Annotated in this window: 22 protein-coding genes and 1 tRNA gene; 18 read left to right on the top strand and 5 right to left on the bottom strand. The window is 42.1% G+C overall.

All coding sequences use genetic code 11. The annotated features are described in order from the left end of the window. The first annotated feature begins 360 nt into the window (after positions 1-360). From MHH61_RS05875 to MHH61_RS05840, 8 genes are all read left to right on the top strand, one after another. Positions 361-1,749 carry an NlpC/P60 family protein gene (locus MHH61_RS05875; RefSeq protein ID WP_098677520.1) on the top strand — a complete coding sequence of 463 codons (1,389 nt, stop codon included), beginning with the start codon at positions 361-363 and terminating at the stop codon, positions 1,747-1,749. A gap of 234 nt (positions 1,750-1,983) precedes the next feature. Further along, positions 1,984-2,934: a thioredoxin-disulfide reductase gene (gene trxB / locus MHH61_RS05870; protein ID WP_087976242.1), complete on the top strand. Its 951-nt coding sequence runs from the start codon at positions 1,984-1,986 to the stop codon at positions 2,932-2,934. 357 nt (positions 2,935-3,291) lie between these two features. After that, entirely contained in the window at positions 3,292-3,756 is a 465-nt protein-coding gene (locus MHH61_RS05865; RefSeq protein ID WP_024423553.1) for an 8-oxo-dGTP diphosphatase, read from the top strand. A gap of 39 nt (positions 3,757-3,795) precedes the next feature. Continuing rightward, the gene (rapZ, locus tag MHH61_RS05860) at positions 3,796-4,683 is read left to right on the top strand and encodes an RNase adapter RapZ (RefSeq protein ID WP_164512159.1); all 888 of its coding nucleotides are present in this window, start codon (positions 3,796-3,798) and stop codon (positions 4,681-4,683) included. Then, positions 4,684-5,643 (top strand): YvcK family protein, encoded by a 960-nt coding sequence (gene yvcK, locus MHH61_RS05855; protein WP_024427676.1) that lies wholly within the window; start codon positions 4,684-4,686, stop codon positions 5,641-5,643. Between the two features lie 17 nt (positions 5,644-5,660). Further along, the gene (gene whiA, locus MHH61_RS05850) at positions 5,661-6,611 is read left to right on the top strand and encodes a DNA-binding protein WhiA (RefSeq protein ID WP_024423550.1); all 951 of its coding nucleotides are present in this window, start codon (positions 5,661-5,663) and stop codon (positions 6,609-6,611) included. A gap of 26 nt (positions 6,612-6,637) precedes the next feature. Continuing rightward, positions 6,638-6,895 carry an HPr family phosphocarrier protein gene (locus MHH61_RS05845; protein ID WP_024423549.1) on the top strand — a complete coding sequence of 86 codons (258 nt, stop codon included), beginning with the start codon at positions 6,638-6,640 and terminating at the stop codon, positions 6,893-6,895. A gap of 38 nt (positions 6,896-6,933) precedes the next feature. Next, positions 6,934-7,677, top strand: coding sequence for an arylamine N-acetyltransferase (locus MHH61_RS05840; RefSeq protein WP_125586003.1), 744 nt, complete (start codon positions 6,934-6,936; stop codon positions 7,675-7,677). A 53-nt stretch (positions 7,678-7,730) separates the two neighbouring features. Here the strand turns inward: MHH61_RS05840 and MHH61_RS05835 are convergent, their stop codons facing one another. Both MHH61_RS05835 and MHH61_RS05830 read right to left on the bottom strand, forming a co-directional pair. Then, positions 7,731-8,219 carry a ribonuclease gene (locus MHH61_RS05835; RefSeq protein WP_125586005.1) on the bottom strand — a complete coding sequence of 163 codons (489 nt, stop codon included), beginning with the start codon at positions 8,217-8,219 and terminating at the stop codon, positions 7,731-7,733. A 374-nt stretch (positions 8,220-8,593) separates the two neighbouring features. Then, entirely contained in the window at positions 8,594-9,571 is a 978-nt protein-coding gene (locus MHH61_RS05830; protein WP_098677523.1) for a D-glycerate dehydrogenase, read from the bottom strand. A gap of 552 nt (positions 9,572-10,123) precedes the next feature. Here MHH61_RS05830 and MHH61_RS05825 point away from each other — a divergent pair. Together MHH61_RS05825 and MHH61_RS05820 are read left to right on the top strand one after the other, a co-directional pair. Continuing rightward, positions 10,124-10,705, top strand: coding sequence for a carbonic anhydrase (locus MHH61_RS05825; RefSeq protein ID WP_024427680.1), 582 nt, complete (start codon positions 10,124-10,126; stop codon positions 10,703-10,705). A gap of 37 nt (positions 10,706-10,742) precedes the next feature. Further along, positions 10,743-12,365 (top strand): SulP family inorganic anion transporter, encoded by a 1,623-nt coding sequence (locus tag MHH61_RS05820; RefSeq protein ID WP_024423544.1) that lies wholly within the window; start codon positions 10,743-10,745, stop codon positions 12,363-12,365. 27 nt (positions 12,366-12,392) lie between these two features. Here the strand turns inward: MHH61_RS05820 and MHH61_RS05815 are convergent, their stop codons facing one another. Beyond that, on the bottom strand, positions 12,393-12,734 hold the full coding sequence (locus MHH61_RS05815) for a MazG nucleotide pyrophosphohydrolase domain-containing protein (protein ID WP_098677524.1): 342 nt from the start codon (positions 12,732-12,734) through the stop codon (positions 12,393-12,395). A gap of 137 nt (positions 12,735-12,871) precedes the next feature. Between MHH61_RS05815 and MHH61_RS05810 the strand changes: the two genes are divergently transcribed. Continuing rightward, positions 12,872-13,450: a TIGR00730 family Rossman fold protein gene (locus MHH61_RS05810; protein WP_041107909.1), complete on the top strand. Its 579-nt coding sequence runs from the start codon at positions 12,872-12,874 to the stop codon at positions 13,448-13,450. A gap of 57 nt (positions 13,451-13,507) precedes the next feature. Here the strand turns inward: MHH61_RS05810 and clpP are convergent, their stop codons facing one another. Continuing rightward, positions 13,508-14,104 (bottom strand): ATP-dependent Clp endopeptidase proteolytic subunit ClpP, encoded by a 597-nt coding sequence (gene clpP / locus MHH61_RS05805; protein WP_024427684.1) that lies wholly within the window; start codon positions 14,102-14,104, stop codon positions 13,508-13,510. Positions 14,105-14,357: 253 nt separating this feature from the next. Here clpP and MHH61_RS05800 point away from each other — a divergent pair. Next, positions 14,358-14,433, top strand: a tRNA-Arg gene (locus tag MHH61_RS05800). Between the two features lie 221 nt (positions 14,434-14,654). Here MHH61_RS05800 and MHH61_RS05795 read toward each other — a convergent pair. Then, positions 14,655-14,837 (bottom strand): hypothetical protein, encoded by a 183-nt coding sequence (locus tag MHH61_RS05795; RefSeq protein WP_012011344.1) that lies wholly within the window; start codon positions 14,835-14,837, stop codon positions 14,655-14,657. A gap of 212 nt (positions 14,838-15,049) precedes the next feature. Between MHH61_RS05795 and MHH61_RS05790 the strand changes: the two genes are divergently transcribed. The 6 genes from MHH61_RS05790 to MHH61_RS05765 all read left to right on the top strand — a co-directional run bounded on the left by MHH61_RS05790 (position 15,050) and on the right by MHH61_RS05765 (position 21,363). Beyond that, positions 15,050-16,219, top strand: coding sequence for a macrolide family glycosyltransferase (locus MHH61_RS05790; protein ID WP_125586007.1), 1,170 nt, complete (start codon positions 15,050-15,052; stop codon positions 16,217-16,219). Between the two features lie 120 nt (positions 16,220-16,339). Further along, positions 16,340-17,980, top strand: a complete 1,641-nt coding sequence (gene nikA, locus MHH61_RS05785; RefSeq protein ID WP_125586009.1) for a nickel ABC transporter substrate-binding protein — start codon at positions 16,340-16,342, stop codon at positions 17,978-17,980. Positions 17,981-17,995: 15 nt separating this feature from the next. Beyond that, the gene (gene opp1B / locus MHH61_RS05780) at positions 17,996-18,925 is read left to right on the top strand and encodes a nickel/cobalt ABC transporter permease (RefSeq protein WP_061110116.1); all 930 of its coding nucleotides are present in this window, start codon (positions 17,996-17,998) and stop codon (positions 18,923-18,925) included. 5 nt (positions 18,926-18,930) lie between these two features. Then, positions 18,931-19,818, top strand: coding sequence for a nickel/cobalt ABC transporter permease (gene opp1C, locus MHH61_RS05775; protein ID WP_125586011.1), 888 nt, complete (start codon positions 18,931-18,933; stop codon positions 19,816-19,818). Continuing rightward, on the top strand, positions 19,781-20,599 hold the full coding sequence (locus MHH61_RS05770; RefSeq protein ID WP_125586013.1) for an ABC transporter ATP-binding protein: 819 nt from the start codon (positions 19,781-19,783) through the stop codon (positions 20,597-20,599). Before opp1C ends, MHH61_RS05770 begins: the two co-directional genes overlap by 38 nt. After that, entirely contained in the window at positions 20,593-21,363 is a 771-nt protein-coding gene (locus tag MHH61_RS05765; protein ID WP_041115617.1) for an ABC transporter ATP-binding protein, read from the top strand. The genes MHH61_RS05770 and MHH61_RS05765 overlap by 7 nt, the downstream gene beginning before the upstream one ends. The last annotated feature ends 9 nt before the right edge of the window (positions 21,364-21,372 follow it).

Genomic DNA, 21,372 nt, shown 5'->3' with positions numbered 1-21,372 from the left:
GTAAATAGATTCAGAACATCCGAGCATGGCCGAAAAGGTCATGCTTTTTTCTTGGATAAAAAGGTGGGATTTGCAAGGAATTGGCGAAGTATGACAATCACGACATGTTTTTGAAACATAAATGTAATAAAAATATTAGCTCATTTTGTCGATGTCTCATGTATAATGAAACTCGTGGATTAAAATAAAGATAGATATTTAAATATTTTACTATACATAATGAAACACCTAGTGATAGAAACAATCTGGTCAACAACTGACTGAACAATCAGGAAGAAAGACATAGAGAGCACAGATTGATCGCAGAGAATTTGCTGCTTTCTAATGTCGCTTGGGAAATTGTCAAAGGAGGAACTATTCGTGAAAAAGTTTATTACTTTCGGTTTAGCTTCGGTGATCGGAGCGAGCGGTTTATTTATTCCATTTACGCATGAAGCAAACGCACAGAACTTTGAACAAAAGAAACAAGAACTAGACAGCAAGCAATCTGAGGTAAACAAGAATCTTCAAAAGAAAAAAGAAGAGCTTTCAAAGCTTGAAGCAAAACAAGAGGCACTTGCTCAAAAGCTTAAAGATATTGATGAGAAAGCTTTAAAAACAAGTGATCAAATCGAAGAAAAACAAAAAGAAAATGAAAAAACAAAAAAAGAAATCAAAGCACTGAAAAAAGAAATTGCTGATACAGAAAAACGTATTGAAGAAAGAAACGAGTTCTTGAAAAAGCGTGTACGTGCCCTTCAAGAGAGCGGCGGTTCTACGAAATACATAGATGTATTACTAGGAGCAAAAAGCTTTAGCGATTTCATCAGCCGTGCAGGTGCAGTATCTACACTGATCAACGCAGACAGTGAAATCATTAAAGAGCAGGAAAAAGACAAAGCAGAACTTCAAAAGTCTGAAAACGAATTAAACACAAAGCTTGAAAATGTGCAAAACACACTTGCAAAGCTTGAAACGCTTCAATCAGACTTGAATAAACAGCTTGATGAAAAAGACAAGCTATTCAAGCAAGTGAAAAAGCAAAAAGGAAGTGCTTTTTCTGAAATCAGCGAGTTAAACAGTGAGGCTAACAGCATTGCATCTGAAAAAGACGCAACAATCGCTGCACAAAAACAAGCTGAAAAAGAAGCAAGAGAAGCAGCTCAAAAAGCAAAAGAAGAAAAAGCGCAAAGACAACAGCAGCAGCGTCAAGCTAGTGTCCAAGCGGAAGACAACAGCTCAAATAACGATAGCAGCCCGTCTTCAAGTAATAGTGGATCACCTTCTAATGACAACAATAACAGCAACAGCAGTGCACCAAGCAAGAAGCCATCTTCTGGCGGTGGATCACCTGTCAGCAGTAACGTAGGCGGAATTGAAGGTGCAATCAGCACAGGTTCTACGATTGTTGGACAATCTCCATATAAATGGGGCGGCGGCAGATCACAAGCCGATATTGACGCACGTCGTTTTGACTGTTCTTCATTCGTTCGCTGGGCATTTGCATCAGCAGGCATCAACCTTGGACCAGTTGGCGGTACAACAACAGATACGCTTGTAGGTAAAGGAAGAGCTGTAAGTGCATCTGACATGAAACGCGGAGACCTTGTGTTCTTTGATACGTATAAAGTAAATGGACACGTTGGTATTTACTTAGGAAACGGTTCATTCTTGAACGATAACAGCTCTCGCGGTGTTTCAGTTGACTCAATGAACAACGTATACTGGAAAAAAGCTTTCAATGGCGTTGTAAGAAGAGTCGTTGAATAAATCATTACTTTTTATATAACCGTAAACAGGCTTCCTTAAACAGCAGTTTAAGGAAGCTTTTTCTTTTTTTGAAGATATGAGCAAATGATTCGCTTATTCCCCGCAGATTTAATAGGATATGGGTAAGGAATAAAAGCTAAGAGTGGAAATGATGCTATCTGTCATGAATGGAAGCATCACCCAAGGGCATTCTAATAAGAAATGCGAGCAGCAATTGAAGAGGGAGTGACAGTTGTGTCAGAAGAAAAAATCTACGATACGATCATCATTGGAGCGGGTCCTGCCGGAATGACAGCCGCTGTTTATACATCACGGGGAAATCTTTCAACATTAATGATTGAAAGAGGAATTCCAGGCGGACAAATGGCGAATACGGAAGATGTCGAGAACTATCCTGGCTTTGAAAGCATTTTAGGGCCGGAACTTTCAAATAAAATGTTTGAGCATGCGAAGAAATTCGGTGCAGAGTATGCATATGGCGATATTAAAGAAATCGTGAACGGTGAAGAATATAAAATCGTCAAAGCCGGCTCAAAAGAATACAAAGGACGCTCTGTCATTATCGCGGCAGGGGCTGAATACAAAAAAATCGGTGCACCAGGTGAAAAAGAACTTGGCGGCCGCGGCGTATCATATTGTGCAGTATGTGACGGGGCATTCTTTAAAAACAAAGAGCTTGTCGTCATCGGCGGCGGAGATTCTGCGGTAGAAGAGGGTGTGTATCTCACACGCTTCGCTTCTAAAGTAACGATTATCCATAGACGCGATAAACTTCGTGCACAAAGCATTTTACAAGCGCGCGCCTTTGATAATGAAAAAATTGACTTCAAGTGGAACAAAACCGTCAAACAGATCAATGAAGAAAACGGGAAAGTCGGCAGTGTGACATTGGTTGATACGGTGACTGGTGAAGAAGAAGAGTTTAAAACAGACGGCGCCTTTATCTATATCGGCATGCTGCCACTGTCTAAACCATTTGAAAATCTCGGCATTACAAATAAAGAAGGCTACATCGAGACAAACGAAAGAATGGAAACAAGAGTGGAAGGTATTTTCGCCGCTGGTGACATTCGAGAAAAAACACTTCGTCAAATTGTGACAGCAACAGGTGACGGAAGTATTGCAGCACAAAGCGCACAGCATTATGTAGAAGAGCTTGCTGAAAAACTCAAAGCAACGAAATAAAAGGCTGTCGTAAATCCTTAATATAGCGTCATGGGCTTTTAACTGGAATGTAACACGGGTGAAATAATTATCCGTTATGATGAAACTAGTAATTGACCCCCTTTTATAAGGAATACATGTTTGGCACGGATGTGAATCCGTGTCCTTTTTTTTGCCTAAAATCAGAAATTCACGAGATGTTCACAAATGACGCATGGAGAACCGTTAGATGCTGTAAAATAAAGAGTAGAGAAATTGCCCGTTACACGATTCAAACGAAAACCGGTCTGTTTTCGGGGAAGAACGGGCATGTTCATTGTGGGAGTCAGGTTGAACCTGTATAATAAGTTAAAGACATAAAAGAGTAGGTGACAGCTGATGCAACGAGTAACGAATTGTGTGCTGCATCACGAAGATCAAGTTCTCTTGCTGCAAAAGCCAAGACGGGGCTGGTGGGTAGCACCGGGCGGCAAAATGGAAAGCGGAGAATCGGTCAAGGATTCAGTCGTTCGAGAATATAGAGAAGAAACAGGTATCTATATTTTAAATCCGCAGCTGAAAGGTGTTTTTACCTTTATCATAAAAGAAGGCGATCAAATCGTTCAAGAGTGGATGATGTTTACCTTTATGGCAGATTCATTTACCGGAAAAAACGTAACAGAGTCAGAGGAAGGCATTTTAAAGTGGCATGACGTAAAGGATGTGCCTCATTTGCCGATGGCCCCAGGAGATTCCCATATTCTTGATTTCATGCTTAAAGGAAAGGGACTTCTGCACGGCACTTTTACGTATACACCCGATTTTGAGTTGATTGCTTATCGGTTAGATCCTCAGGGAGAATAATACATGAACCGTTTTCATAAAGAAGGAGAGGAAGCAGGCATGAATACACACAAACAAGAAGATATTCAGCTTGTGATTATTACAGGAATGTCAGGTGCGGGGAAAACCGTCGCCATTCAAAGCTTTGAAGATTTAGGCTACTTTTGTGTTGATAACCTGCCGCCATCACTTTTACCGAAGTTCTTAGAGCTCATGAAGGAATCGAATTCCAAGATGAGCAAGGTCGCTCTTGTGATGGATTTGCGTGGACGCGAATTTTTTGACAGTTTAATTGCCGCGTTAGATGAAATGAGTGATCTTGACTGGATCACGCCAAGGATTCTATTTTTAGATGCAAATGATAAGGTACTTGTCTCAAGATACAAAGAAACGAGACGTTCGCATCCCCTTGCGACAACAGGTTTGCCGCTTGAAGGAATTGCAATGGAGCGCGAGCTGTTAGAGGAGTTAAAAGGCCGGTCTCAAATGATTTTTGATACATCGGATTTAAAACCAAAACAGCTGCGAGAAAAAATTGTCACGCACTTTGCCACGAATCAAGGGCAGGTGTTTACAGTAAACGTGATGTCCTTTGGCTTTAAATACGGTCTGCCGATTGATGCTGATCTTGTCTTTGACGTGAGATTCCTGCCGAATCCTTACTATATTGAGAGCATGCGTCCACTGACTGGAAACGATGAAGAAGTGCGCTCCTATGTGATGAAATGGACTGAAACACAAAAATTCACAGAGAAATTAATCGATCTCCTCAGCTTTATGCTTCCGTCCTATAAACGAGAAGGAAAAAGCCAGCTTGTGATTGCCATCGGCTGTACAGGCGGACAGCATCGATCTGTGACACTGGCCAACTATTTATCGGAGTATTTTAAAAACGATTACTATACACATGTCACTCACCGGGACATTGAAAAGAGAAGCAGAAAATAGATGACGACACTACCAAAGGTGGTCATTCTTGGCGGCGGCACTGGCTTATCTGTTTTGCTCAGAGGGCTTAAAACGAAGCCGGTGGACATTACCGCTATAGTAACGGTTGCTGACGACGGAGGCAGCTCAGGCAGACTGCGGCATGATTTGAATATTCCCCCTCCAGGTGATATTCGAAATGTCCTTGCGGCTCTCTCTGATGTTGAACCGCTTGTAGAAGATTTATTTCAGCACCGTTTTAACAAAGGGAATGACTTAACAGGCCACTCACTCGGCAACCTCATTCTTGCGGCCATGACAAATATAACCGGTGATTTTTTTCATGCCGTCACTGAAATGAGCAAGGTTTTAAATGTGAGAGGAAAAGTATTGCCAGCAGCGAACTCAAGTGTTGTTCTTCATGCGGAATTAGAAAATGGGCAAATGGTGACAGGAGAATCGAAAATTCCTACCTATGGTAAGCGAATTAAACGAGTGTTTCTCACACCCGATACGATTGAACCACTGCCAGAATCCATTCAAGTCATTCGTGAGGCGGATTTAATCGTCATTGGGCCTGGCAGCCTGTATACGAGTATTTTGCCAAACTTGCTTGTCCCGCATATTGGAGAAGAAGTGATTCGCTCTAAGGCGAAAAAAGTGTATATATGCAATGTCATGACGCAGCCGGGGGAAACGCTTTCCTACAGTGCAGCTGATCATGTTCAGGCATTAAATGATCATATGGATCGTCCATTTATCGATACGATTTTTGTGAACAATAAAGAAATTCCAGAAGAAATTAAAGCAAAATATGCAGAAGAACAGGCACAGCCTGTCCAATTCGACACAGATGCACTGAAAGCAATGGGACTAGAAGTGATTCCTGGAGAAATCATTACATATGACCAGCATGTCATTCGTCATGACACGCTGAAAGTAGCCTCGCTGCTTGTCGATCTGCTGCAACAGAAAAAATAGGAATGGGGGTGGCAAGGATGTCATTTGCATCCGAAACAAAAAAAGAGCTGACTAATCTGGACGTGAAGGACTGCTGCACAAAAGCAGAGCTTTCTGCCCTCATCCGTATGAACGGTTCATTATCTTTCTCTAATCGAAAATTGATTTTAGATATACAGACAGAGAACGCAGCCATTGCAAGACGGATTTATACGCTGCTCAAAAAGAAATACGATGTGACAGTCGAACTGCTCGTCCGTAAAAAAATGAGATTGAAAAAGAATAACGTGTATATTGTCAGACTGGTAGAACGAGCGAAAACCATTTTAGAGGATTTAAAAATATTAGGTGAGCAATTTGTATTTGAGCGCAATATTTCAGAAGAACTTGTGAAGAAAAGATGCTGCAAGCGCTCCTATATGAGAGGTGCTTTTTTAGCAGGCGGTTCTGTGAATAACCCAGAAACGTCCTCCTATCACCTTGAAATTTTTTCACTATATAAAGAACATAATGATGCCCTTTGTGAGCTGATGAATCAATTTCATCTCAATAGTAAAACACTTGAGCGCAAAAAAGGGTACATTACGTACATGAAGGAAGCAGAAAAAATCACGGAATTCTTAAGCGTTGTGGGTGCTCATAACTCACTGCTTCGCTTTGAAGATGTGCGGATCGTCCGAGATATGAGGAACTCCGTCAACCGGCTCGTCAATTGTGAAACAGCAAACTTGAATAAAACGATAGGTGCATCACTGCGTCAGGTCGAGAACATTCAATTCATTGATGAAAAAATTGGGCTTGATGCCCTGCCGGAAAAGCTTCGTGAAATTGCCAAACTGCGAGTCGACTATCAAGAGGTCACGCTGAAAGAACTTGGAGAAATGGTGGAAAGCGGCAAGATCAGCAAGTCAGGGATTAACCACCGTTTAAGAAAGCTAGATCAAATCGCAGAACAATTACGAAACGGACAAGCTGTTACACTCAAATAGGAGAATGAAAAAGGGAGGCAGATCATATGGTGGAAAAAACGGTCACCATCCAGCTGAAAACAGGCTTGCAGGCACGTCCAGCTGCTTTGTTCGTACAAGAAGCCAATCGCTTTGGTGCTGATATTTTTCTAGAGAAAGATGGGAAAAAAGTCAATGCGAAAAGCATTATGGGTCTCATGAGTCTTGCGATCAGCTCTGGGGTTACTGTCACACTGATTGCAGATGGTGCAGATGAACAGGAAGCCATTGAGGCGTTAACAGATTTTATCAATCAAGAAAACTGAGTCTCTTCAAAGGCTCAGTTTTTTTAGGAGGGAATGTCATGATTCAATCAGCTTTTTTACAGAAGGTCGGATATGAAGGCCAGTCCATCACCTTTAAAGACTTGCCTGTATTATTAAAAAAAATGGCCTATACCTTTCCATTCGAAAATAGATCTGTTTTGAACAAACAATCCTACGCTTTGAATCAAGAAGGGTTGAAGCAGCATCTACTTGAAGAAAACAGAGGAGGTCTTTGTTACGATCTCAATCCTCTCTTATACTATGTGTTAAAAGAGGCAGGGCTCTCTGTACAGCTTCTTCAAGGCACAGTGTATAACAAAGAAGCGGATACGTGGGCAATTGATGGCACGCACGTAGCCATCATGTTGAAGCATCACAACGAACGCTTCCTCATTGATGCGGGATTTGGTGTGAATTTACCTCTTCAGCCTGTGCCTTTTACAGGAGATTGGGTGAAAGGAGCGTCAATGCGGTTTCGCGTCAAAGCTGAGGAAACTGAAAAAGGGACACATCTGCTCCAATTAGATAAGGGAGATGGCACTGAAACAGGCTATGCTTTCACATTGAATGAGGTGGACGAGTCTGTATTAGCCCAAATGAGACACGAGATTTATGAAAATGAATCCTCTCCATTTAACAAAAGACCACTTGCGTCAAAGCTCACGCCAACAGGACGTGTGATCGTTACTGAGGATCATGTCACCACACATGAACATGAAGAAGTATCGAAAAAGCCACTTCCGATTCCTTTTGAGGATTACGTAAAAAAGCTTATACCGTAAACCACCATATGAAAAGACAGCCCCAGATCAAATAGGGCTGTCTTTTTTATTGATTATCGAATACGTGTGAAAGTCGCATAATGGTCTGTTGTTTTGTAAATGAGCCAGTCGCTTGAATACACAAGACGGTCTGCATTGCGGAAGCCTGAAACGTAGTTGATGTCTGCCTCACGCCATGTTCGGCCGCTTGCTGAAGGAAGACGTCCCTCCCGGTTTGAGAAAATATCTCCACCAATGCTTTTACCTGGCGCCACCTCGGCTAGATTTCCCTTAGATGCCACCCATCCGAGAGCACTTGCTTGTGATTTCGTAATGTAGTTATCAGGCAGTCGTTTGTAGCGAATTAAATAATCTGCTACACCATCAAACGTATTAATGACGGCAAGGGTACGCACATCTGGCGTGAGCTGAATAGAAGCAGTTTCAGTTGTGGTTGTTGGTGTAAGAGGTGTTTCTGCATGAGCTTGCTGCGGGACAAATCCAGAAAACAGAATAGCAGCGATCAGAGCGAACATAGTAAAAACCGAACTCAATCTTTTCATCTTCATCCTCCTATTAAGGAAATCGGATGCCGTCCTCTTGATGCTTGTCTAGCTCATATTATAGCACCCGAACATGAAGGAAATGTAAAGAATGAGGATCTTTGCTAAAATGAGTCTTTTATCCTGATGTCTCCTAAAGAAATAAATAAAAAGACGCAGTTTCGCGTCTTTCAGCGTGTAGACAAACCCTCGCATTCTTTGTCAGTCCTGCGCGCTGGTGCTCACGAATGTCAAATTCGCTCCGCAAAAGTAGCCGTCCTTCCTAGACTGCAAAGGTTTTCTATCACGCTGAAAAGAAGACAAAGAGCTAAAATAAAGATCATTTTAGCCCTTTGTCAACAATTTAAAAGACGCAGTTTCTGCGTCTTTGCTGTTCAAGATGAAGTAAGCTCCTTCACAACATCAACAGGCGCCTTCCCATCTATTCCATGAATCACATTATGAATGGCTCGTTTCAGCATGAGATCCCTTGTTGTTTCAGTAGCGGAACCGATGTGAGGGGCTAGGGTGACATTGTTCATCTCTTTGAAAGGATGATCCTCTTGAAGCGGTTCCTGCTCATACACATCAAGACCAGCGCCTTTGATCCATCCCTCCTGAAGTGCTTGAATGAGGCTTTTTTCATCCACTGTTTTCCCGCGGGAAATGTTTACAAATAAAGCCGTTTGCTTCATTAACTTCAATTCTCGTTCCCCTATCATATGATATGTTTCCTCGGTCAGCGGTGTAATCAACACGATGATATCAGCTTGTTTTAAAAGATCATCAAGTGCACAATAGACAGCGCCATACGCCGATTCAGCCTTTTCATTCCGGCTTCGGTTATGATAAAGAACGTTCATATCAAAACCATGTGCTGCCCGTTTGGCCACTTGTTCTCCGATACGTCCCATGCCAATAATACCGAGCGTTTGGTGATGTACGTCGATGCCAAAGATCTCTTCTTCCTGTACGAATTTCGTCCATTTTCCTTCACGGATAAAACGGTCAAGCTCGGCGATTCTTCGCGCAGAGGAGAGAATGAGCGAAAAGGCAAGGTCAGCCACGGTATGATCGAGCGTATAAGGAGTGTGCGTACCAATCACGCCTCTTTGCCTCATCGCTTCTATATCAAAATTGTCATAGCCGACAGAGTTATTGCTCACCACCTTGAGTTTTGGTGCGTGATCTAACAGCTCTTGATCGATTTTTGTTCCAGACGTTAAAAGACCATCAGCGTGCTGCAGCTTCTCAAACAACATGCCTCTTGGAATAGGGTCTTTGGATTGCCAAACCTCGTATGTACAATGTTCCTTTAGCATTTCCTCAAAAGAGGCAGGCAAGGGTTTGGCGACAAAAATGTGTGGTGTCACAGTCAATTCGCTCCTTTCACATGGTCATCTTACTCCTTTTATTATAAAGCAACCATTTCGGCAGAACACGTTTGAATGTTAGCAGCTCAATATTTAATATACTGAAATAACGGTAAAGAAAGACATTTTCTTAGTGAAAAAGTAGATTCATATGCCATCTGATGCATTTTTTATCTATATAAAAATAAGCTGATAGTAGATGAGACATGTGAAATTGCAAGATTTTACGAGAGATTATCTGACAAACTGGAAAAAAGATCGAGACTTTTTGATAGAAAATTTATTATATTTGAAATGTATTAAACGGGATGGTCATTTTCTACTAAACCATTTTATTGTCTTTTGGTGTGATGAGAACAATAGATTGAAACCAAACCCGTGAAGCCGTTGGGATGCAGCGTAAAATAGAGAAAATGATGATATTTCTTCTCATCGTTTTCTCATTTTTTTCTTTTTTTTCTATCATTTTTCTTCTCTATTCTTGAGAACACAAGAAAGAAAAGGAGGACAGGCACGCGCTTACGTTACTTAAAAAAGATGGGAGATGGCAAAATGGAGTCAAAATTAGAACAGATTCTTCAGCACAATTCAGAGTTTGTGAATGAGAGACATTATGAGCCTTACAAAGCGGGGAAATTTCCTGAGAAAAAACTGGTTATTTTAACGTGCATGGATACCCGTCTATTGGAATTATTGCCGCAATCTATGGGACTGCGCAACGGGGATGCAAAAATCATTAAGAATGCAGGCGCCATCGTGACACATCCGTTCGGCAGTGTGATGCGGAGTATCCTGCTAGCTATCTATGAGCTAAAGGCGGAGGAAGTATGCATTGTAGGGCATCATGAATGCGGAATGGCAGGTCTTGCGGCGGACCCTTTACTTGAAAAGGCGAAAGCACGCGGAATTGAAGAGAAATGCTTAAGCATTGTGAAAAATTCAGGAGTTGATTTAAAGGGCTGGCTGACAGGCTTTGATTCAGTTGAAGAGAGCGTGGCCCAAAGTGTGAAATTAGTGAAAGAGCATCCACTGATGCCAAGTGATGTGGCTGTTCATGGACTGGTGATTCACCCAGCAACAGGAAAGCTGGATGTCGTTGTGAAAGATAAACTGATTGACCCGCAGTATACCTAAATCATCTACACATACTTGAAGGAGGCCAACACATACCATGCGTTTTTATGGAAGATTTGAAGGGTACAATTCATCAAAGTTTAGACGCGATTTAATCGCTGGGCTTGTCGTGGGCGTTGTGGCAATTCCTTTAGGCATGGCATTTGCCATAGCATCTGGTGTCGGACCAGAATATGGATTATACACAGTCATCGTTGCCGGCATTTTGATTTCATTGTTTGGTGGTTCAAAGTATCAGATCGGCGGGCCGACCGGGGCGTTTGTTCCCATTTTATTCGGGATCGTCAGCCAGTACGGCATTGAAAACTTGCTCATTGCCGGTTTTATGGCAGGCTGTATGCTTGTATTATTCGGAATATTCAAATTAGGAAAGCTCATGAAATTTATTCCTCGTCCGGTTATCATCGGTTTTACTGCTGGCATTGCTGTCATTATTTTTTCAGGACAGATTGCCAACTTCCTCGGATTAAAGGGTGTTGAAAAACATGAAAGCTTTTTCCTCAATATGAGAGAAATCGTGGTCCATCTTGGTACCACAAACAGTCTCGCCATTATCACAGCCGTCATCGGGCTCATCGTGATTTTGGCGGCACAAAAATACATTCCCAAAATACCTGGTGCTCTATTAGGTTTATTGGCTTCTACGTTTCTCGCCGTTCTCTTTTTTCAAGGACAAGTTGAAACGATTGGCTCTGCATATGGTGAAATCCCTCGTCAGCTGCCAACCTTCGCTTTTCCTGAATTGACGATTGAAAAAATGATATACCTCCTGCCTCCAGCAATTGTCATTGCGCTTTTAGGCGGCGTGGAATCGATTTTGTCCGCAATGGTCGCTGATAATATGAAAGGCTCTAAGCATGACAGCAATAAAGAGCTTGTGGGGCAAGGAATTGCCAATATGGCGGCACCGCTTTTCGGAGGAATTCCAGCGACGGGAGCTATTGCACGAACGGCAACGAACATAAAAAATGGCGGGGCAAGTCCGATTTCTGGTGTTGTGCATGGCGTTGTCGTCTTGCTGATCTTAATGGTATTTGCGCCGTATGCGTCGATGATTCCACTTGCTGCAATGGCACCGATTTTAATGTTTGTTGCTTGGAATATGAGTGAGAGAAAAGAGTTTATCAATATTTTGAAAGTGAAAAATGCTGATTCGCTTGTACTGGTCGTGACCTTCCTGCTCACAGTGATTGGTGATTTGATTATTGGCGTCACTGCTGGTCTCATTTTAGCGTTTATCGCCTTTATCAAAAAAATGAGCCAGACGACCAATATCCATACAAATGTCGCCGTTCCTCAAATGGAAACAGCAGCTGCTTTAGAAAAACAGACAGAGGAGAAAGGGATCAGTATGTATTCCATTGAAGGGCCGCTCTTTTTCGGAACAACAGATTCATTGGAAAATTCGATATTGGACCATGTTCAAACAAAACCGAAAACGCTCATTCTGCTTATGAATAAAGTCAATTATATGGACACATCGGCAGAAGCGGTTCTCATGAATATCTCCAATCGGTTAAAGCATCATAATGGAAAGCTGATGATCGTTGGACTTCAATCACAGCCTAAGGAGCTTTTGCATCGAACAGGTCTATTCCATCATATCGGAAAGCAGCATTTCTTTGAACGAACGGATGACATCTCACCACAGCATCTTTAAGGCGTAAAAAAACACGTGACAGATTGGTCACGTGTTTTTTACTGGCTCTTTTTCTCCAGAAAAGCGTTTGTTGAGTTTTTGTTGATGAGCGCTGAAGACCTCTTCTACTGTGACATCATATTGATCTGCTAAAATGAGGAGATTTGCTAAAACATCTCCCATTTCTTCAATGAGTTCTTTCTTTAGCTCAGATAATTCCTGTCTCTGCTCATCAGGCCGGTCTCGTCCGATTTCTATTGCTCTAACAGCGCGAGCGAGTTCTCCCGTTTCTTCCATTAAGAAGCCTAACCGGATAAACGGTCCGTATTCTGTCCAATTTCTCGTTTGATAAAAGTCCTTGATCCACTTCTCCATCTCAGTTGTTTGCATTCTCTCTATACAGCTCCTTATATGGTGTTCACTCTTTTGATTTTACACTATATATAGAAGAAACGGCTGTTTCTTTACAAATCATTATAGTAGAATGAGTGGGTGAAGAAATCATAGAGAGAGATGGGGCTGTTTTGATGAAAACGATTTGTGTGTTTGCTGGTTCGAATCCAGGTGTAAATGATGTCTACAAACAAAAGGCTGTAGAGCTGGGTGCTTATATGGCGAAGCAGGGCATTCGTCTTGTTTACGGAGGATCGCGTATTGGGTTAATGGGCGCGATTGCCGATGAGGTCATGAGACATGGCGGGCAAGTGATCGGGGTCATGCCTAAGGGACTTTTTAGAGGAGAAGTCGTGCATCAAGAGCTGACAGAGCTAATTGAGGTAACAGGCATGCATGAACGAAAAGCGAAAATGAGCGAGCTGGCAGATGGGTTTATTGCGATGCCAGGCGGCTTTGGTACATATGAAGAATTATTTGAGGTGCTGTGCTGGGCACAAATCGGCATCCATCAAAAGCCGATTGGATTGTATCAAGTGAATGACTACTTCAATCCGCTCATAGACATGGTGAAATTCAGTGTACAGGAAGGTTTTTCGAATGAATCACACCTTCAATTGTTACATGCTTCGAGTGAACCGGAGGAATTAATTACGCAGATGGCTTCTTATCAAACACCGTCTCTTCAGCAGAAATGGACGGAGCTGTCTTAAAGTATGATGAAAACAAAAAACCGTCTGTTCAGGAACAGACGGTTTGTGTTGTGATCATTATTTTTGGTCTTCTGTATTACGGGTCAAGACTTTGTCAATGAGTCCGTATTGAAGTGCTTCTTCCGCTGTTTTGAAGTTGTCACGATCTGTATCGCGCTCAATGACTTCAATTGGCTGACCAGTACGTTCAGCAAGTACTTGGTTCAGTTTATCGCGTAAAGAAAGGATTCGTTTTGCCGCAATTTCAATTTCAGTTGCTTGACCTTGGGCACCGCCTAGTGGTTGGTGAATCATGACTTCACTGTTTGGAAGAGCATAACGCTTACCTTTTTCACCAGCAGCAAGTAGGAACGCACCCATAGATGCAGCCATACCAATACAAATAGTTGATACCTTTGGTTTAATAAATTGCATCGTATCGTAAATGGCCATACCAGCTGTGATTGAACCGCCAGGGCTGTTAATGTAGATAGAAATATCTTTTTCTGGATCTTCAGCTTCTAAGAAAAGCAGCTGTGACACGATGGAGTTGGCAACATTGTCATCGATCGCAGAACCAAGCATGATAATACGGTCTTTTAAAAGACGAGAATAAATGTCGTAAGCTCTTTCCCCACGATTTGTTTGCTCAATGACTGTAGGTATTAAATTCATAATGTTCCTCCTTCACCTTTTAGGTAAGTATGTAATTCAATGATACATTTTTGGTCAATAAAGGTCAAACAAAACGCTGACCTAAATTCAAATACCCCTATCCATTTTCCCCAAAATCATTCCACTTCAAACCATCATATTAGTGTATGAATACAAAGTAAGAAAATACATCATCATGACGAATGATTAATCATTGCTTTCTTGCAGCATTTCCCTTATAATTTGATATGCTGACGTTCAAAAAACATATCGTGCGCTCGTAGCTCAGTTGGATAGAGCGGTGGTTTCCGGTACCACGTCTGCCGGGGGTTCGAATCCCTCCGAGCGCGTACTTGACCTTGCTTACGATGATAAAGGTCTTTCATGAACCCCTCTTCATATGGAGAGGGGTTTTTGTGTGCTCAATCGGATTGATCGTTCTCTTCTAATAAAGCTAGGGTAAGCAAGTGAAAAAATGATCTGGTTGCAACACAGCAACATCTATCAGAATATAATAAAATAACCCCCACTCTTAACATAAGAGTGGGGGTTACTGCTTTAGAATAAAGGGTTATCTGCCTTTCTGGCCTTTCCTGTAAATAGCCGCAGGTATAATTGTAAGAAGAACAATGATAAATCCAATCACGGATACAGTATTTTTTATTGTATTGTCATTCACAGTGAAGTTTGTCACGATCATTGCCGCTAGACAAAGAATGATAATTAAATAACTGTATTTCTCCAAGACTTTCACAAAATATCCCCTCCAATATGAAGCTGAAAATAATATTATGACTAATTATACAAAAATATTGGATGTTTGCTCGTGAGAAGGTGTTATGTTCATGTCCCTCCATGAAATACTGGACGTAAGACTCATTTCTTCCCTTTTCAGGCGTATTTGTTGAGCCAGCTTGCTGTATATGATTAACATGGAAGGGAATTGACAATGAGGAGGAATTTCTTGTGGCGAAGATTTTATTGATTACGTTTCCAGCTGAAGGACATGTGAATCCTATGTTAGGAATGATTAAATCATGGGCGGATCGAGGCGATGAAGTGCATGCGGTCACAACTGTACATTATGAGGAACGAATCAAACGCTTAGGCGCTCACGTACATATACATCCAGACTATATTCGGACATTACATGTGGAAGAAGGAGATTTAGATTCCATGCAGCCGTTCTTTCATGCCATGCTGCAAACATCATATGATATTTTAGAGGTGGTGGAAACACTTTCCGAGAAGCATTCATTTGATTTGGTTTACTTTGATATGTTTGGGGCAGGGGAGCTTGTTCGAGATTACTTGCACATTCCGAGCATTGGTTCCAACCCATCTTTTGTGCTGCAAGAGGCGCATTTTGATACACCGCTATACAGAAAGGATGAGAAAGCCGATCATCTGTTAGAAAAAATACAAGAGCGTTTTGGCGTTCAGCCAACGCGTTTGATGCAATTTATGAAAAACCGTGGAGAACTGAATATCGTCTATACAAGTGAATATTTCCAGCCTTCAGTTGATTCATTAAACGATTCGTTTGTTTTCATTGGACCGAGCTTTCTAAAAAGAGCCGACCAGCATGATTTCCCGCTGGAAGCACTTGAGCAAGAAAAAGTCGTTTTTATTTCCATGGGCACCGTTCTTGGTGATACAGAAGCATTTTTTAATATGTGTATAGATGCTTTCGAAGACTTTGACGGAAAAGTGATTATCGCAACAGGTGAAAAAGTAGATCGTTCTCTCTTAAAAGAGCCGCCTGCTCATTTTCTGATCGAACCTTATGTGCCGCAGCTTGAAGTGCTCGAACTGACAGATGTGTTTATAACGCACGGCGGGATGAATAGTGTCAATGAAGGTATTCATTACCACGTTCCGATGGTCGTCATTCCAGTCGATAAAGATCAGCCGATGGTGGCACAAAGACTGACCGAATTATCTGCTGCCTGTACACTTGATAAAGATCAGCTGACACCAAAGCAGCTAAGAGAAACTGTTGAGAAGGTTTTAGGCAGTGACACGTACCGTGCGGGGATTGAGAAAATTGAAGAAAGCTTCCAAGCGGCAGGTGGAACAGAAAAAGCATTAAAGGTGATCGACCAATTTATACAAGCGAAACAGACTCAATTATGAGTCTGTTTTTTTTATGAAAAGACGTTGTATTTCCCATTTCTGTATGCTAATATTCAATTCGTAATCATTTCGATTAATAATCGTAATGATTACGATAATGTTGAATTGGGGGAAGTACATATGAAGGATCAACCTGTTTACATAAAAAAGAAATATGAGAAAAGGCATCCCTATGTGACATACACCTTGATGCTGTTTTCAGTGATGGCTTGTTTTTTATTGGCATCATGCTCTGAAAACAAAGCATCTTCCAGCAATGATAGAGAAGAAGATGAGCTCGTGTATGCAAGTACAAAAGATATCAGGGACATCAATCCCCATCTATACGGTGGAGAGATGGCTGCTCAAAATATGGTGTTTGAATCGCTTGTCGTCAATACAGAGAAGGGCGTTCAGCCTGCCTTAGCGAAAAGCTGGGACATATCAAAGGATGGAAGGACCTACACCTTTCATCTTCGAAAAGGTGTGACTTTTTCAGATGGTGAGCCTTTTAATGCAAAGGCAGTGAAATTGAATATTGATGCTGTCGTCAAAAATATTGAAAAGAACGCTTGGCTTAATCTCGTATCTGAAATCAAATCCACAAAGGCGGTAGATGACGATACATTTGTTCTCACGTTGAAAGAGCCTTATTATCCTGCGTTAGAAGAGCTGGGCTTAACACGCCCCTTCCGTTTTATTTCTCCAAAAAGCTTCATTGCTGGAACGACTGCAAAAGGAGTTAAAAGCTATGCAGGTACAGGTCCTTATGTACTAAAGGAACATAAGAAAAATCAATATGCCGTTTTTGAAATGAATGACCACTATTGGGGGCAAAAGCCGAAAATTTCAACTGTGAAATGGAAAGTCATGCCGGATCACCAAACCATCTTACTTGCGCTTCAAAAAGGAGAGATTGATCTTTTATTTGGAGCAGATGGTGACATGATTGATGGAGACTCATTCCAGGCTTTAAAAGAAGCAGGGCAATATGGTGTCACCGTGAGCCCTCCTGTTGGTTCAAGATCGATTGTGATTAATTCAAACCAGCCAATCACAAAAGATCCGAAAATAAGAGAAGCTTTTCAATACGCCATTCAAAAGGACATGATCACTGAAGGCATCTTAAATGGAACGGAAAAGGTGGCACACACATTGCTTGCTCCTTCTGTCCCTTACGCAGATATTCCACTGAAAAAGAAAACTTATCAAAAGAAGAAAGCAGAGGCAATATTGGATGAGGCAGGCTGGAGGATGAAAGAAGACGGGTATCGCTATCAAAATGGCAAACTGCTGAGTGTGGCTATTTACTATAATTCCGATAATGCAGGGGAAAGAACGATCAGTGAATCGATTCAACAAGATTTCAAGCAGGTGGGGATCAAGCTGGATATTAGAGGAGAAGAAAAACAGGCATTCTTAGATCGCCAAAAAACAGGAAAGTTCGATCTGATGTACTCGCTGTCTTGGGGGCTTCCTTATGATCCACAAACTTATGTCTCTTCATTCCGTGTAGCATCCCATGCTGATTATCAAGCTCAATTAGGACTGAAAAAGAAAAAGTGGCTGGACGAGACGATTACGGAAGTATTAGTAGAACCAGATGAGCAAAAGCGGAAACAAATGTATCAAGAAATATTGACGTATATCCATGATGAAAATGTCTACCTCCCAATCTCTTATTCTGTGACAAAGGCTGTTTATAATAAGCGCCTGAAAGGCGTAGGTTTTCATGTGTCTCAGTATGAAATCCCATTTGACCGTATGTATTTTGCGTCATAAAACGGAGGTAGAGACATGACTCGCTATCTCTTAAAACGAATACTGATGCTTTTTCCGCTTATGATCTTCATCACCTTCTTTGCTTTTGTACTGCTGACGATGCGGGCAAGTGATCCAGCAGAAGTCGCTTTGCGGGTGAATCAAGTCACTCCAACAGAAGAAATGATTGAATCGATGCGGCAGGAGTTAGGCTTAGACCAGCCATTTTTCATACGCTATGCCACATGGCTTAAAAATGGATTAACAGGTGATTTTGGCAGGAGCTATGTCACGCAGGAGCCCGTTTTTGATCTTATCATGGAGGCGCTGCCTGCGACATTGCAGCTTGCAGGAGCAGCGCTCTTTTTTATCATAGTGCTCAGTTTATTGTTCGGGGGGATCTGTGCATATGCTGCTCACACTTGGGTGGACCGTTTATTGAGAGCCTTTGTGTTTATCGCCGCTTCAATGCCTAGTTTTTGGCTGGGAATTTTGTTGATTTGGCTTTTTTCTGTCAAATTCAATTGGGTTAATACGAGTGGAATGGAAGGGTTCAAATCGATTCTTCTTCCAGCTGTCACATTATCATTAGGCTACTTATCGACCTATGTGAGACTCATACGTAATCAAATTCTAAAATTTCAGCACGAGCCCTTTGTTTTTTATGCAAGAGCACGTGGTTTAAAGGAACGAACCGTTCAACTGAAAGTCATGAGGCATGCCCTGCAATTAGCGGTAACAGCACTTGGCATGTCTATTCCAAAGCTCATTGCGGGAACCGTCATTATTGAGAACCTTTTTGCTTGGCCAGGGGTGGGCCGGTTGTGTGTAACGGCTATTTTCCATGCTGACTTCCCTATTATTCAAGCCTATTTGTTTGTGATGGGGTTCCTGTTTGTTATGTGCAACCTCATCGCTGATATGATGCAAATGACCATGAATCCGCAATTGCGAAAGGAGGTATGACAACAATGATAGGGTGGCATCAATTAAGAAAAGACCGTATGGCGATTCTTTCAATCTGGCTGTTAGTGCTTGTCGCATTAGCTGGACTGTTTGCTCCAATGTTAGCACCACATGACCCAACAAATACGAACATTCTTCAAAAATATGCCGGTATCAGTCTTACTTACCCACTCGGAACGGATCATCTGGGGAGATGTGTATTATCGCGGCTTTTATATGGCATTCGGACAACAATGCTTGCGGCTATGCTGACGATGTGTATCACGATGCTCATTGGCAGCGCACTTGGACTCATGGCAGGCTTCTTTCGAGGAAAGGTGGATGGGGTTTTGATGAGGCTGTGTGATGTCATGCTGTCCTTTCCAGCAGAGGTGATGATTCTTGCGGTTGTGGGAATACTCGGACCTGGACTATTCAATATTATTTTGGCCAATGTCCTAGCGAAATGGGCCTGGTATACAAGAATGATTCGGTCGTCTGTCCTTCAATATGCGAATGAACCTTCTGTTCAATTTGCAAAGGTGACAGGCGGTAAACCCCTTTACATATTGAGGAGACATCTATTTCCTCGCATCTCAGGAGAAATGGCTGTTTTTGCGACACTTGATGCGGGCTGGGTGATCTTAAATATATCAGCACTGTCTTTTCTTGGATTAGGTGTGAGTGCACCTACACCAGAATGGGGCATGATGCTCAACGAGGCGAAGAATGTCATGGTGACACATCCAGCTCATATGCTTGCGCCTGGACTTGCCATCTTGTTTGTGGTCATGGCGTTGAGCTTTTTAGGAGACAGCCTTCAGCATGCCGCGAATCCTGCCATGCATCATACCAGAAAGAAAGGGGTGAGGCCATTTGCCTTTAATCGACGTAAAAAATCTGTCCGTACATGATCCACAGCAGCAAAAGAATATAGTGACGAATATCACATTTTCTTTACATCAACAACGCTGTTTAGCCATCATTGGGGAAAGTGGCAGTGGAAAATCAACTGTCGCCAAAGCGTTAATTGATCTTGTCGCCCCTTCGCTAGAAGTGGAAGGAACGATCATTTTTGACGGCAAAACATTAACAAATCAAGAAGCGCATCAATGGCGGGGGAAACGAATAGGTTTCATCTCACAGGATGTCATGAATGCATTCAACCCTATCGAAACGATTGGTCATCAAATGGTGGAAACATTTCAGCAGCATTTGGGCTTACGAGGAAAAGAAGGGAAAGCACATGCTATGGCTGGGCTTACACGTGTCCATTTAAAAAATCCATATGATTTGATGAAAAAATATCCGTATGAACTGTCTGGAGGAATGCTTCAGCGTGTGATGATTGGCATCACGATGATGCTTTCTCCAGATGTGATCATTGCAGACGAGCCAACTGCATCACTTGATGCCTTTAATCGGCGTGAAGTCATCAGACAATTACACAGTTTAAAGGAAGAAACGGGTGTTACCTTAATCGTCATAACGCATGATCTAGGCATCGTTCAGGAAATCGCTGATGAATTGATGGTTATGCACCAAGGAGTAATGCTTGAGCATGGGTCAGCCAAGGAAGTGTTCACATCACCCGAGCATCCCCAAACAAAGCATTTACTTGAGACGAGGCTTCGATTATCTGCCCCTACTGAAGCACTGCGGCGGCAGAAGAGAGTGGAGGCGTTTCCATGTTGATCACAGCTATCGATCTAGTCAAACACGGTGAGAAGAAAGGTCTTTTTTCAAATCAAAGGAAATCAAAAGACCGCATATCAAATGTTTCGTTTCAAATCGAAAAAGGACAATGTGCCGGATTAGTCGGTGAGAGCGGCAGTGGCAAAAGTACATTGGCACGTATCCTGCTCGGTTTAGAAAAAATAGATGGAGGAGAGGTACAGATTGATGGTATGACAGCTGACAAATGGCGGAGGGTGAATCGGGGGAAAATGAGTGTTGTCTTTCAAGATTATCTATCTTCTGTTCACCCTTCCTTTACCGTGAAAGAGATCATAGCAGAACCGATGCGTTTGTTAAAGCAGAATCAGAATCTGGATCAGAAGGTTTTGTCATTACTTGAGCAAGTCAGGCTGCCCTCGTCTGTACTGAATCAATATGCTCATCAGCTAAGCGGTGGTCAGCTCCAGCGAGTGTGCATCGCACGAGCCATATCGACGCATCCAGCCATTCTCATACTAGATGAAGTCTTGAGCTCACTGGATGTCTCTGTTCAAGTACAAATATTGGAGCTGCTTGAGACATTAAAACAAGAGCTAGACATGACCATGCTTCTCATTACTCATGATGTAGAAGCAGCGGTGTATCTATGTGACCGCCTCCTATTTTTACATGAAGGAAGCCTAGTGGAAGAATGCAAAAAGGACGAACTGTTTGAAGTGTCCCATCCATTTACACTCCAGTTAATTGACTCACTTATGCCATTTCAGCTTGACAAAAAATAACCAATCTTT

Origin of the sequence: Bacillus sp. FSL K6-3154, assembly GCF_040869395.1 — a bacterium.
Classification (GTDB): Bacteria; Bacillota; Bacilli; order Bacillales; family Bacillaceae; genus Bacillus; species Bacillus safensis.
The sequence above is the reverse complement of the archived record's forward strand: the minus strand, read 5'-3'. Positions and strand labels throughout refer to the sequence as shown.

Bases quoted from the DNA above. Each gene is read 5' to 3' on its own strand.
- MHH61_RS05820 (WP_024423544.1), top strand. From the start codon at position 10,743: ATGCGTTTTTATGGAAGATTTGAAGGGTACAATTCATCAAAGTTTAGA.
- MHH61_RS05815 (WP_098677524.1), bottom strand. From the start codon at position 12,734: ATGCAAACAACTGAGATGGAGAAGTGGATCAAGGACTTTTATCAAACG.
- opp1B (WP_061110116.1), top strand. From the start codon at position 17,996: ATGACTCGCTATCTCTTAAAACGAATACTGATGCTTTTTCCGCTTATG.
- MHH61_RS05845 (WP_024423549.1), top strand. From the start codon at position 6,638: ATGGTGGAAAAAACGGTCACCATCCAGCTGAAAACAGGCTTGCAGGCA.
- MHH61_RS05765 (WP_041115617.1), top strand. From the start codon at position 20,593: ATGTTGATCACAGCTATCGATCTAGTCAAACACGGTGAGAAGAAAGGT.
- MHH61_RS05840 (WP_125586003.1), top strand. From the start codon at position 6,934: ATGATTCAATCAGCTTTTTTACAGAAGGTCGGATATGAAGGCCAGTCC.
- MHH61_RS05865 (WP_024423553.1), top strand. From the start codon at position 3,292: ATGCAACGAGTAACGAATTGTGTGCTGCATCACGAAGATCAAGTTCTC.
- clpP (WP_024427684.1), bottom strand. From the start codon at position 14,104: ATGAATTTAATACCTACAGTCATTGAGCAAACAAATCGTGGGGAAAGA.
- whiA (WP_024423550.1), top strand. From the start codon at position 5,661: ATGTCATTTGCATCCGAAACAAAAAAAGAGCTGACTAATCTGGACGTG.
- MHH61_RS05825 (WP_024427680.1), top strand. From the start codon at position 10,124: ATGGAGTCAAAATTAGAACAGATTCTTCAGCACAATTCAGAGTTTGTG.
- opp1C (WP_125586011.1), top strand. From the start codon at position 18,931: ATGATAGGGTGGCATCAATTAAGAAAAGACCGTATGGCGATTCTTTCA.
- MHH61_RS05835 (WP_125586005.1), bottom strand. From the start codon at position 8,219: ATGAAAAGATTGAGTTCGGTTTTTACTATGTTCGCTCTGATCGCTGCT.
- rapZ (WP_164512159.1), top strand. From the start codon at position 3,796: ATGAATACACACAAACAAGAAGATATTCAGCTTGTGATTATTACAGGA.
- nikA (WP_125586009.1), top strand. From the start codon at position 16,340: ATGAAGGATCAACCTGTTTACATAAAAAAGAAATATGAGAAAAGGCAT.
- MHH61_RS05810 (WP_041107909.1), top strand. From the start codon at position 12,872: ATGAAAACGATTTGTGTGTTTGCTGGTTCGAATCCAGGTGTAAATGAT.
- yvcK (WP_024427676.1), top strand. From the start codon at position 4,684: ATGACGACACTACCAAAGGTGGTCATTCTTGGCGGCGGCACTGGCTTA.